Annotated in this window: 9 protein-coding genes; 6 read left to right on the top strand and 3 right to left on the bottom strand. The window is 63.9% G+C overall.

Annotated elements, in window-relative coordinates; translation table 11 throughout:
* Nucleotides 1–90 precede the first annotated feature (90 nt).
* Nucleotides 91–1,590: a TrkH family potassium uptake protein gene (locus ACHHTY_RS11020; RefSeq protein ID WP_395494199.1), complete on the top strand. Its 1,500-nt coding sequence runs from the start codon at nt 91–93 to the stop codon at nt 1,588–1,590.
* 113 nt (nt 1,591–1,703) lie between these two features.
* On the top strand, nt 1,704–3,599 hold the full coding sequence (gene mnmG / locus ACHHTY_RS11015; RefSeq protein ID WP_395494198.1) for a tRNA uridine-5-carboxymethylaminomethyl(34) synthesis enzyme MnmG: 1,896 nt from the start codon (nt 1,704–1,706) through the stop codon (nt 3,597–3,599).
* Between the two features lie 286 nt (nt 3,600–3,885).
* Here the strand turns inward: mnmG and ACHHTY_RS11010 are convergent, their stop codons facing one another.
* Nucleotides 3,886–4,689 (bottom strand): prepilin peptidase, encoded by an 804-nt coding sequence (locus tag ACHHTY_RS11010; RefSeq protein WP_395494197.1) that lies wholly within the window; start codon nt 4,687–4,689, stop codon nt 3,886–3,888.
* Between the two features lie 167 nt (nt 4,690–4,856).
* Between ACHHTY_RS11010 and ACHHTY_RS11005 the strand changes: the two genes are divergently transcribed.
* From ACHHTY_RS11005 to ACHHTY_RS10990, 4 genes are all read left to right on the top strand, one after another.
* On the top strand, nt 4,857–5,888 hold the full coding sequence (locus ACHHTY_RS11005) for a hypothetical protein (protein WP_395494196.1): 1,032 nt from the start codon (nt 4,857–4,859) through the stop codon (nt 5,886–5,888).
* 48 nt (nt 5,889–5,936) lie between these two features.
* Nucleotides 5,937–6,110 (top strand): CD1871A family CXXC motif-containing protein, encoded by a 174-nt coding sequence (locus ACHHTY_RS11000; RefSeq protein ID WP_395494195.1) that lies wholly within the window; start codon nt 5,937–5,939, stop codon nt 6,108–6,110.
* A gap of 219 nt (nt 6,111–6,329) precedes the next feature.
* A complete protein-coding gene (locus ACHHTY_RS10995) occupies nt 6,330–7,229 on the top strand; it encodes a 4Fe-4S binding protein (RefSeq protein WP_395494194.1) in 900 nt (299 codons plus the stop codon).
* A 14-nt stretch (nt 7,230–7,243) separates the two neighbouring features.
* Nucleotides 7,244–7,702: an SH3 domain-containing protein gene (locus tag ACHHTY_RS10990; RefSeq protein WP_395494193.1), complete on the top strand. Its 459-nt coding sequence runs from the start codon at nt 7,244–7,246 to the stop codon at nt 7,700–7,702.
* 539 nt (nt 7,703–8,241) lie between these two features.
* Here the strand turns inward: ACHHTY_RS10990 and ACHHTY_RS10985 are convergent.
* Both ACHHTY_RS10985 and polA read right to left on the bottom strand, forming a co-directional pair.
* Complete coding sequence (locus ACHHTY_RS10985) at nt 8,242–10,131, bottom strand: SurA N-terminal domain-containing protein (RefSeq protein WP_395494192.1); 1,890 nt, start codon at nt 10,129–10,131, stop codon at nt 8,242–8,244.
* 226 nt (nt 10,132–10,357) lie between these two features.
* The coding region (gene polA / locus ACHHTY_RS10980; RefSeq protein ID WP_395494191.1) for a DNA polymerase I at nt 10,358–11,995 on the bottom strand (1,638 nt) is incomplete at its 5' end.

The raw sequence follows: 11,995 nt of genomic DNA, 5'->3' as shown, positions 1-11,995 counted from the left end.
GCGACACTGCTGAGCGTTTGCGGCCGGCCGGACGGATGAGGGTTGATTTTTGGGGTTGTTGGTAATTTCCGCTAGGGTGGGAGTTCTTTGATGCATAGTGGTGGGGTTCTTAATATTCTGGGCAAGCTGCTGCTGCTGATCGCCCTTTTTCTGCTGACTCCGATCCCCTTCAGTATCTATTACGATGACGGAATGGTGGAGGTCTTTCTGCGCTGTGCCGCCGTCGGGGCCGGGGTCGGAGTTTTGCTGATCCTGCTCTTTCGGCCCATCCGGGAGTTGAGCCTGCGGGACGGCTTCGCGGTGGTGGTGATCTGCTGGCTGGGCATGGCCCTGCTGGGCTCCCTGCCCTATGTGCTTTCCGGCCAGGTGCCCTCGGTCATCGACGCCATCTTCGAGTCGATGTCCGGCTTTACCACCACCGGTTCCACCATCCTCACCGATATCGAGGCCCTGGCCCCGAGCCTGCTCTTCTGGCGGGCCACCACCCAATGGCTGGGGGGAATGGGGATCATCGTGCTCTCGCTGGCCATTCTCCCCTTGCTGGGGGTCGGCGGGATGCAGCTCTTCCAGGCGGAGATGACCGGGCCCACCAAGGACCGCCTGACCCCCCGGATCCAGGACACCGCCCGGATTCTCTGGTCGGTTTACCTGCTCTTCACCGCGATCCTGATCGGTCTGCTGATGGCCGGCGGCCTCAGTTTCTACGACGCGATCACCCACGCCTTCTGCACCATCTCCACCGCCGGCTTTTCGCCCTACAACGACAGTGTCGGCCACTTCAACTCGCTCTACGTGGAAACGGTGATCATCATCTTCATGTTCATCGGCGGGATCAACTTCGCCATGCACCACCATGTCCTGCGGGGCAAGCTGCTGACCTACTGGCAGAGCGAGGAATTTCGCCTGTATCTGGGGCTGACCACCGGGGCGATCCTGCTGGTCACCGCCCTGCTTTTTCACGGCGGCATCTATCCCACCCTGGAAAACTCGCTGCGCCACGCCTCCTTCCAGGTGGTTTCCATTCTCACCACCTCCGGGTTCGGCACCGATGACTACAACCTCTGGCCCTCGGCCACCCAACTGGTGCTGGTGGGGCTGATGCTGGTCGGCGGGATGGCCGGCTCCACCGCCGGCAGCATCAAGACCGTGCGCTTTTTGCTGTTTTTCAAGTACGTCCGCCTCCAGTTCCGCAGCCTGATCCATCCCCAGACCGTCAGCGTGATCAAGCTCAACGGCCTGCGGGTGCCCCAGGAGGTAATGACCGCGGTCCTGGGCTTCTTCGCCCTTTACTTCATGATCTTTCTGGTCGCCACCCTGGTGGTCACCGGCCTGGGAGTGGACCTGGTCACCGGCACCACCGCGGTGATCGCCACCCTCAACAATATCGGCCCCGGCCTCCATCTGGTGGGCCCGGCCGAGGGTTTCGCCGCCCTGCCGGCCCCCGCCAAGGTGGTGCTGACCTTCTGCATGCTGGCCGGCCGGCTGGAGCTCTACACGGTGATGGTTCTGCTCACCCCCGCCTTCTGGAAAACGGCCCGCAGTCCCCAGTGGCGCTTTGTCAAAAATGCGCCGCCGGGTTCCGCCGGCTGAATTTTTTTTAATAACCACAGAGGACCCGGAGAATCCGATAATCTCTGTGCCCTCTGTGGTTATCTGGTTTTTCCCCGCTCCTGTTCTCAACCACCCTTGGTTAAGCATAAAACATGAAAGAACAGTATGATATAATTGTGATCGGGGCCGGCCATGCCGGCTGCGAGGCGGCTTTGGCGGCGGCCCGGCTCGGTTGCCGGACCGCGGTGCTGGTGATGAATGTCGACACCATCGGGGCCCTGAGCTGCAATCCGGCGGTGGGCGGCCTGGCCAAGGGGCACCTGGTCAAGGAAATCGACGCCCTGGGCGGCGAGATGGCCCGCAACATCGACGCCACCGGGATCCAGTTCCGCCAGCTCAACACCAGCAAGGGCCCGGCGGTGCGCTCCTCCCGGGCCCAGGCCGACCGGCTGCGCTACCGCCTGCGGCTGAAAACGGTGCTGGAGGAACAGCGCAACCTGGAGATCCGCCAGGCCACCGCCGACCAACTCCTCATCGAGCAGGGCCGGGTTTGCGGGGTGCAAACCTCGCTGGGGGAAAAACTTTACGCCGCCGCGGTGATCATCACCACCGGCACCTTCCTCAACGGCCTGATCCATATCGGCCTCAAGCAGTTCCCGGCCGGGCGGATGGGCGATCCCCCCTCGCTCTCCCTGCCCCGCCACCTCAGGGAACTGGGCCTGAACATGGGACGGCTCAAAACCGGGACCACCCCCCGCCTGGACGGGGGCAGCATCGACTTCGCCGGCCTCGAAGCCCAACCCGGCGACGATCCCCCCCAGCTCTTTTCCTTCGCCAACGCCGGCCAGGCCCCGGAGCTGCCCCAACTGCCCTGCCACATCACCTACACCACCGCCGCCACCCACGAGATCATCCGGGCCGGCTGCGACCGCTCGCCGATGTTCACCGGCGTCATCCAGGGGGTGGGGGCCCGCTACTGCCCCTCCATCGAAGACAAGATCATGCGCTTCCCCGACAAGGAGCGCCACCAGGTCTTTCTCGAACCGGAAGGACTCGACACGGTGGAAGTCTACCCCAACGGCCTGCCCACCAGCCTGCCCCTCGATGTCCAGGTGGCCATGCTCCGCAGTGTCCCCGGGCTGGAACGGGTGCGGGTGATGCGGCCGGGCTACGCCATCGAATACGATTATGTCGATCCCCTGGAACTGCACCCCTCGCTGGAATGCAAGCGCTTGCCCGGCCTGTTCCTGGCCGGCCAGATCAACGGGACCTCGGGCTACGAGGAAGCGGCGGCCCAGGGCCTGATGGCCGGGATCAACGCGGTCCGCCGCAGCCGGGCCGAGGAGCCGCTGGTCCTCGACCGCTCCCAGGCCTATATCGGGGTGCTGATCGACGACCTGGTGACCAAGGGCACCAAGGAGCCCTACCGCCTCTTCACCTCCCGGGCCGAATATCGCCTGCTGCTGCGGGAGGACAACGCCGACTTCCGCCTCTGCCCCATCGGCCGGGAAATCGGCCTGCTGGACGACCAGCGCTACCGGATTTTTCGCCGCAAGCGGGAGGCGATGGACCAACTGCGGCAATACCTGGAACGCACCCCGCTGCGGCCCGATCCGGAACTTAACCGACGCCTGGCCGCCCGCCAAAGCGCCCCGCTGCGGCAAAACGCCAGCCTGGCCGAGCTGCTCAAGCGGCCGGAACTGGATATGGGTATGGTACTGGAGCTGGTCGCGGCGGCGCAGGCGGTGCCGGAGGCGGCTTTCAAGGCGGAATTCGCCACCCACATCCGCCGGGAAGTGGAACTGGAGATCAAGTATGCCGGCTATATCGCCCGCCAGGAGGAACAGGTCCAGCGCTTCCGCAAGCTGGAAGCGGTGCGGCTGCCGGATGAGCTGCAGTACGACGGGATGCCGGGCCTGAGCCGGGAGGTCAGCGAAAAGCTCACCCGGATCCGGCCCCGCACCCTGGGCCAGGCCGCCCGGATTGCCGGGATCACCCCGGCGGCCATCGGGGTGCTGCAGGTCCACCTGAAAAAGCAGCGGGGCTGAAAATTGACTGGAAGAAGGGGGGCGCGGCCAAAGCTCGATCGCTGCTTTTTATGACCACAGAGGACACAGAGAGCACGGAGCAGTAAGAGCAAAGCCGGCGGGCTTTGGCCCAAGGGCCGGGGGAGTCACCGGATCCAGGCCGGCGGATTTTTTTTGATCGCGATGATTTCACAAAGCACATAACCCTCTGTGCTCTCTGTGTCCTCTGTGGTTAAAATTATGTGGTTTAAGCTATGTGGTTTAAGTTAAATAACCTGCCGCAGCGCAGCCAAACCAGCCCGGGCCTTCAGCGCCCGAAGAGGAGTTGGAACAGCAGATCGATCTGGCGGGGAAAAAAGAGCCAGAGCCAGGCGGCGATGATCAGGAAGGGACCGAAGGGGACCACGCTCTGGCCCCCCTTGCCCTGGCGGATCATGGCCCCGATCCCCACCACCAACCCCAGCAGGGAGCTGGCCAGAATGATGAAGGGCAGGGCCTGCCAGCCCAGGAAAGCGCCCAGCATCGCCAGCAGCTTGATATCGCCGCCGCCCATGCCCTCCCGGCCGGTGACCAGGTGGTAGCCCAGGGCCACCAGGTAAAAGCTGCCGCCGCCCAGCAGAATACCCAGCCCGGAGGAAACCCAGTCCACCTCGACCAGCAGGAAGGAGGCGGCAAAGCCGAGCCCGATCCCCGGCAGGCTGATGACATCGGGGATCAGCTGGTGATCGTAATCGATGAAAAAAACCGCCAGCAGGGCGGCGGAAAAAAGGAAGTAAATCAGGTAGTCAAGGCTCGGTCCCAGGCGCAGCAGCAGGCCCAGGGAGAGCAGGGCCAGCATGGTTTCCACCAGGGGATAGCGCCAGGAAATCAACTCGCCGCAGGCCCGGCAGCGCCGCCGCAGGAAGGCAAAACTCAGGACGGGAATATTGTCGTACCAGCGGATCGCCGCCCGGCAATGGGGGCAGCGGGAAGCCGGCCAGGCGATGGATTCGGCGGCCCCGGCCATCTGGGCGGGCAGACGGGCGATGACCACGTTGATGAAGCTGCCGACCACCGCCCCCAGAGCCAGGGCCATGCTGATCAGCAGGTAATAAGGGATGGGATATTCCATTGGGTTATGGTATATCGTAACCTGTAAAAGCGCTGCAAAAAATTGGGCCCGTCATTCGTTTAAGGCCTGGCGCCGGGGCCGGCTCCGGCAAAGGCAGCGGTGCCGACCGGCACCCGTCAGAACCAGCCCTTGGCATTCAACCACGATTCAGCCGCGAGTTGCCCCCAATGACCATTTCCATCGACGAATCGATTCAAATTTTCAAGGCGGAAATCATCGCCCAGGACCAGCGCCTCGCGGCCCGGCGGAGCGAAGCCCTGCTTGAGGCCTGCGCCTGTCTCAAACTCCGTTTCAATTCGCGCAAAAACGTCCTGGCCCTGCTGGCCATGGCGGAAGGGGTCATCCAGTACCTGCGGAAAAGAGAGGGCGGGGCGGACCCCGAATGCCTGGACTTCCTCAAGGAAACCCTGGCCCATGTGGTCAATATCTACGAGGAAGGCAAGTTCGATCCCCAGCGGGAGGAACAGCTGGGCCAGCGGATGTACAAGCATTTCACCGCCCTGCGGGCCACCCTGAAAGGCCGCCGGGCGACGTCGGCCGGCCCCCATCCCCAGCCGGCTGCCCCGCAAACCCCGCCGGGAGAAGCGGCCGGCGCCGAGGAGCCGGCTCCCGGCCCCCCTCCCGCAGACGTTTCCCCGCCCCCGGCAGCCGACGTCCCGCAAGCGGAAAAGAAGAGTACTCCCGCCGCCGGGCCGCACCGCCAGTACAAGCCCCAGATCGGGGAGAGCTTTCAGGTTATCAGGATCGGTGAGCAGACTTTGGCCGTCGCCGGCTCCGCCATCGCCCTGACCGCCAAGCTCAGACCTCGCCGCCGGGCGGCCTATCTGGCCTCCTGCCAGATTCCCCTTAAGGATTTCAACCCTTTGTTCGGCAATTTGTCCCGCCGGTTTCAAGGGCCTCTGAGCACCATTCCCGCCGGCCGCCTGAAAAAGCTCAACCTGCCGCTGGTCACGCCCAAAGGCGGGGATCTGCCCGAACTCCCCGAGGAAGAGGCCGCCCACCTGATGATCATCAGCCACGGCCAGTGGCAAGGGGTGCTTTTCGGGCGTCTGGAAACCACGACTCCGCTGACCCTGCAACGCTTCGAGGCCGCCGCCAACGGCGATATTGCCGGCCTGGGCACCATGGAAGGCGATTCCGTTTACCAACTGCTCAACCACCGCGCCCTGCTGGAGCGCGAAGGCTTCCTGGCCGTTTGATCCTCGTTGCGGCCCGCCAGGCCCGACCATAAAGTCCGGAAAACAACCATGTCCGCCGCCAAAAAACGCCGCCCCAAAGAACCCGTCAAGATCCGCCAGGCCCCCTTCGTGGTGATCCTGATCTTTACCGTGCTGGGCCTGATCGGCATCGCCACCGGGGAGCCGCAACGGGTCCTGGAGCAGGCGATTCGGGTATGCCTAAGCTGCATCGGGATCGGCTAACTTCAAAGGCCAGCAGCACCGCATCTTGGGCCCCGCGACTCCGGCGATATACCGGGGTATAATCGCCGCAGTCGCGGACCCCAACCTGCGGCACTGCTGACCTTTGAAGGCAATTTGGTTGACGTATCCGCAGGGACGGAAATGTCAGGGTAAATGCCCCGGGCCGGGGGCCGGGTTGTTTTAGTTGTTTATTATTGGCTAAGGTGAAAGAAGATTTACATGGAAACTGTCAGACGTTGGGTTCAGGTGCTTTCCACTTTGCTGGTCAACGGCTCGTGGGATTTTCCCTTTACCCGCACGATTTACCAGGGGCCGCTCAAGGTGCTCTGTGCCCCGGGGCTCAACTGCTATTCCTGTCCCGCCGCCACCACCTCCTGCTCCATCGGCGCCCTGCAGCAGCTCTTCGCCAGCCTGCGCTTTACCGTGGAGAGCGGCCAGTTGTATTTCGGCCTTTATGTCGCCGGGTTCATGGGAGTGATGGGCGGCATCCTGGGCCGGGCGGTCTGCGGCTGGCTCTGCCCCTTCGGCCTGATTCAGGACCTGCTCCACAAAATCCCCAGCCGCAAGTTCGGCATCCCCTACGCCCTGCGCTACCTCAAATACGGTTTCCTGGTTTTTTTCATCTTCCTGTTGCCCCTGCTGGTGGTCGACCATTTCGGGGCCGGCGAACCCTGGTTCTGCAAATACGTCTGTCCGGCCGGCACCCTGACCGCCGGTATCCCCCTGATGATCATGCAGCCCAGTCTGCGCCAGGCCGCCGGCCTTCTGTTCTTGAATAAATTCATCATTATGTTAATGTTTATCGGATGGTCGGTTTACGCCAGTCGGCCTTTCTGCCGGACCACCTGTCCCCTGGGGGCCTTTTATGCCCTCTTCACCAAAGTGCGGCTGGTTAAACTGCGCCTGGATCCGTCCCGTTGCACCAATTGCCAGGCCTGCCACCAGGTCTGTCCGATGGGGGTCAAGTTCAACGAATCCCCCGACGACGCCGAATGCATCACCTGCCTGGCCTGCCTGGACAAGGCCTGCGAATTTGACGCCATTTCCCTGGAAATCGGCGGTCTGCCGGTGGGCGGTCGGGGTCGGGCAACAGCCACCGCGAAAAAAAGCCTCAGCTAAATACCAGGTACCCCATGACTGAAAAAAATCTTCTGCGCAGTCTGATTTTTGCCTTCCTCCTCGTATTCTGGGCCGCCGGCAGCGCCCAGGCCAACATCGAAATGGTCAGCGTCGACCGCCCCAAGGTCAACATGCGCAGCGGCCCGGGCACCAACTATCCCATTCTCTGGGAATTGGGCCAGGGCTACCCCCTGATGGTCATCAGCCGCCAGGGCAGCTGGCTGAAGGTGCGGGATTTTGAAAACGACGAAGGCTGGGTCTACCAGCCCCTGGTGGGCAAGACCGCGCACCTGGTGGTCAAGGAGCGGATCGTCAATATCCGCAGCGGCCCGGGCACCCGTTTCCGGGTGGTGGGCCAGGCCAAGTACGGGGTGGTGTTGCGGACCATGGAGCGGGGCAGCGGCTGGGTCAAGGTGCAGCACGAAAACGGCCTCACCGGGTGGGTATCGCGCTCCCTCCTCTGGGGCTGGTAGAAAACGGGCGGGAGCACCGCATCTTTGGGCGATCAGCCGACGCGGCATACTGAAGTATAGCCGCGCCGGCTGCTTGCCCAAATCTCCGGCACTCCCGCCCGTTTTCCGGTTTTCCGGGTGTTTCCAGATTTAAATTGATGGAGCCCGGCTTGCGCAGGCCCGAGGCTTGATTTCGCTGGTCCCCTTCAAGGACGGGATTCCGGCAAGTCGCAACACCCGCCTCAGTTCTATTAATAAATACCTGCCCACCGATCCGGGCGGCTCCTGATCGCACAAAAAAGGGGGCCGCAGCCCCCTTGCCCTTGCACCTAATATCTTTGCAGCCCGCCCACCCGATTGCCCATAAAGGTAACCAGGATCAATCCGGCCGCACGGTCAGATCAAGCAACTCCCAACGTCCCATCATCTCAATAAAACAGGATGAATGAAGGGGAAAACGGGCAGCAGTGCCGGAGATTGGCGCAAGCAGCCGGCGCGGCTATACTTCAGTATGCCGCGCCGGCTGATCGCGCCAAGATGCGGTGCTGCTGCCCGTTTTCCTATTCGGGGAAAGCGCCGCGGGTATATACTATCTGCCCCTGCCGGGCCAAATAATTGATCCAGGTCTCGATAACGGCTTCTTCCTTGGCCCGCAGCAGCTCATCGCGAATCGGACCGGCCCAGCGGGCGAAAAGCTCCTCGCTGCCCGGACGGCCTTCGCGCCACTTGAGGACGTAAAAGTTGCCGTCGGCGGCCGGAACCGTGTCGGGCACCGGGTTTTCCGCGCTCAGGCCCAGGCCGGCCCGGCTGACCGGAGCGGGCAGATCCAGGGTGGCGGCGGTGACCCGCGAAAACCAGGGGGATTGCCGGACCGGTCTACCGGCCGTAGCCGCCAACTGGTTCAGGTCCGCGCCCTCCCGCAGGGCCGCCAGCATCTCCTCCGCCGCCCGGCGGGCCGCGGCCTCCGCCTGCAGGTCGCGGAGATCCGACTCCACCTGCCGCCGCACCTCGTTCATTGGGGGAATCTGGGGCTCTTCCCGCTCCTGGACGAAAATGATGGCGTAACCAGCCCGGGTGTTGACAATAGAGCTCAATTCACCCTGGTTGAGGTCGAAGGCGGCGGCCACCGCCTCGGGATGGTTGCGCAACTCGGCCGGGGGTTCGACCCGGGCGAAGAAATCGGTGCTGCGCAGGGTCGCTCCGGTCGCCTCCGCCCCGCGGGCCAGGCTGCCCTGGGTCAGGATGCTTTCATAAACCTCGCCGGCCCGGCTGAAGGCCTGCTGGCGGCCCCGATTCTTCTGCAATTCGCGGATGATTTCCTGCCGGGCTTCCGCCAGGCTGATCGAGCGGGCCGGGGCGACTTCTTCCAGCCGGATAACATGAAACCCGAACCGGGTCTCGACCACTTCGCCGAGCTGTCCGACCTCCAGGGCAAAGGCCGTCTCTTCGATGGGCTCGAGCATCTCCCCCCGGCCGAAGAAGCCCAGGTCGCCGCCATCCTCGGCGCTGGCGTCCTCGGAATAAAGCAGGGCCAGTTCGCGGAAATCTCGGCCCTCCCGGGCCAGGCGCAGCACTTGCTCGGCCTGGCTTCTCCGTTCGGCCCGGACTTCGGCGGGGTCTTCGGCACTGCTGCGAATCAGGATATGGCTGGCCCGGCGCTGCTCGGGAATATTGTAACGCTCGCTATTTTGCTGATAATAGACGGCGATCTCCTCGTCGGTGATCTCCGCCAGCTCGCTTTCGGCGCTAAAGAGGACGTATTCCAGCCGCACCCGGGGTTCGGTGCGGTAACGGTCGCCGTGATCGTGGTAATGGGCCGCGATCTCCTCGTCGCTGGGCGTCAGGCCGGCCCGGAAATCGGCGGCGGCCAGGGCCAGGTAGGCGATGCGGACCTCGTCATGATCGCGGTGGAAGCGCTCCCGGACCTCGGCCTCGCTGACCTGGGCGAAACCGATCAGATGCTCGACGATTTTGCGCCGCAGCAGCTCGTTGCGAATCCCCGCCTCGAACTCCTGGGTGCTGAGGCGGGCCGCGGCCAGGGTCTGCCGGTAACGCTCCAGGCTGAAGTAGCCCTGCTCGGTGAACTCGCCCATGCTGTGGATGACTTCCTGCACCTCGCCGCCGGTCACCGGCAGGCCGGTGGTCCGGGCGCTCTGGAGCAGCAATTTCTCCTGGATCATTTGATTCAGCACCTGCTGGCGGAGGCCCAGGGCTTCCAGCAGTTCGGAGGGGATCACCCCGCCGAGCTGATCGCGGTACTGGGCCAGGGTTTCCTCGTAGCGCCGCTGGAATTCCCGGCTGGAAACGGCTTCATCGTTGACCGTGGCCACCGTGCCCGGCCCGCCGTCGCCTCCCATCTGCGGCAACCAGAAGATAAAAACGAGAATGATAATGACGACGGCGGCCTGAATAATCGGCGAGCGGGCTTTCCGGCGCAGCAAAGCAAGCATGGTTGATCCTTGGGTGGTTGGAGTTTGGATTTTTTCCCGGTGGCGGGAGGGGCCGGCCCTGGGCTGCCAAAGGCCGGCGCAAGCTGCCGCCACAATTCGCTAAAGAGCCGTACAATCTAACTTTTTTCCCCCGGCCCGTCAATCATTTTCCCTCGCCGATCTTTTGCGCCAAGGGGCCCGCCCCAGGCGGCCCGGCCGTTGGGACCAGGGCTGCTCTCCGGCCGGATCAAACTTCGGCCAGGCTGGCTCCGGTTTTGAGATTGACCAGCAGGGGCACCGCCAGTTCCATGACCCCTTCCATGGCCGCGCGGACCAGGGGGCCGACGGCGGCGACTTCCCCCTCCGGCACTTCGAAAATCAACTCGTCGTGGATCTGGAGCAGGGCCTCGCTCTTGAGCCCGGCGGCGCGCAGGCGCTGGTCGCAGGCGATGGCGGCCAGCTTGATGATATCGGCGGCGGTTCCCTGGATCGGAGTGTTGATCGCGGTCCGTTCGGCGAATTCCCGCCGCATCTTGTTGCTGCTGGTAATCTCCGGCAACTGGCGCCGCCGCTTGAGCAGGGTCGAGACATAGCCGTCCCGCCGGGCCTGCTCGACGATGGCGGCCATGAAATCCCTGACCCCCTGGTAGAGGCCGAAGTAGCGGTCGATGAAGACCTGGGCCTCCTTGCGGCTGCAGTGGAGTTGTTCGGCCAGGCCGAAGGCGCTCATCCCGTAAATGATCCCGAAGTTGATGGTCTTGGCCACCCGCCGCATCTGGGGGGTGACCATGGTGGCATGGGTGAGACGGAAAATTTCGGCGGCGGTGCGGGCGTGGATATCCTCGCCTTCCCGGAAGGCGGCTAGCAGGACCGGATCGGCGGCATAATGGGCCAGCACCCGCAGATCGATCTGGGAGTAGTCGGCGGCCAGGAAACGGTGGCCGGGGGCGGCGATGAAGGCGGCCCGCAGACGCTGGCCCTCCGGGGTGCGGACGGGTATGTTCTGCAGGTTGGGATTGCTGCTGCTCAGCCGGCCGGTGGCGGTCACCGTCTGGTTGAAGGAGGTATGGATCCGGCCGTCGGCGGGATCGATCAGGGTGCTGAGTTTGTCAACGTAAGTGCTCTTGAGCTTGCTCAGGTTGCGCTGGGCGATCACCGTGGCCGGCAGATCGTGGTAGGCGGCCAGCCGCTCCAGCTCCTTGATGTCGGTGGAATAACCGGTCTTGCCCTTGGTTTTGCGGCCCCGGGGCAATTGCAAACGCTCAAAGAGAATTTCCTCGAGCTGGCGGGGGGCGTTGATATTGAATTTTTCCCCGGCCAGTTGATAAATTTTGGCCTCGAGCCGCTCCAGCTCCCGGCTGAATTCCTCCGCCAGCCCGGCCAGCACCGCCGGATCCACCAGGATCCCCACCCTTTCCATCCGGGCCAGGATCGGCAGCAGCACCATTTCCACCTCGGCGAACAGGGGCTCCAGTTCGAGCTCGGCCAGCCGGGGGGCGAAAAGCTCCCAGAGCCCCCGGGTGGCCGCCACGTCCTCGCAGGAGTAGCGGCCGGCCGCTTCCGGCTCGACGTAGGCAAAGGCCTCGGGCCGCTTGTCGCCGCCGCAGACCTCGGCAAAGGAGGTCAGCCGGGAATGGAGCAGTTCCTCGGCCAGGTCGTCGAGCTTGTGGGAACGGCGGGAGGGATCGATCAGGTAGGAGGCCAGCATGGTGTCGGCCAGGGGCGGGGCCAGCTCCAGGCCATGGCGGTGCAGCACCTGGAGATCGTACTTGAGGTTGTGGCCCAGCTTGCGGCGGCCGGGATCGGCCAGCAGGGGCTGGAGGACCCGGCTCACCGCGGCCGGGTCCAGTTGGCCGGGCCCTGGAGCAGCACAAGCAGCAGGTTG

It is taken from the genome of Desulfurivibrio nitratireducens, assembly GCF_044068515.1.
GTDB lineage: Bacteria > Desulfobacterota > Desulfobulbia > Desulfobulbales > Desulfurivibrionaceae > Desulfurivibrio.
The sequence above is the reverse complement of the archived record's forward strand: the minus strand, read 5'-3'. Positions and strand labels throughout refer to the sequence as shown.

Bases quoted from the DNA above. Each gene is read 5' to 3' on its own strand.
- ACHHTY_RS11020 (WP_395494199.1), top strand. From the start codon at position 91: ATGCATAGTGGTGGGGTTCTTAATATTCTGGGCAAGCTGCTGCTGCTG.
- mnmG (WP_395494198.1), top strand. From the start codon at position 1,704: ATGAAAGAACAGTATGATATAATTGTGATCGGGGCCGGCCATGCCGGC.
- ACHHTY_RS11010 (WP_395494197.1), bottom strand. From the start codon at position 4,689: ATGGAATATCCCATCCCTTATTACCTGCTGATCAGCATGGCCCTGGCT.
- ACHHTY_RS11005 (WP_395494196.1), top strand. From the start codon at position 4,857: ATGACCATTTCCATCGACGAATCGATTCAAATTTTCAAGGCGGAAATC.
- ACHHTY_RS11000 (WP_395494195.1), top strand. From the start codon at position 5,937: ATGTCCGCCGCCAAAAAACGCCGCCCCAAAGAACCCGTCAAGATCCGC.
- ACHHTY_RS10995 (WP_395494194.1), top strand. From the start codon at position 6,330: ATGGAAACTGTCAGACGTTGGGTTCAGGTGCTTTCCACTTTGCTGGTC.
- ACHHTY_RS10990 (WP_395494193.1), top strand. From the start codon at position 7,244: ATGACTGAAAAAAATCTTCTGCGCAGTCTGATTTTTGCCTTCCTCCTC.
- ACHHTY_RS10985 (WP_395494192.1), bottom strand. From the start codon at position 10,131: ATGCTTGCTTTGCTGCGCCGGAAAGCCCGCTCGCCGATTATTCAGGCC.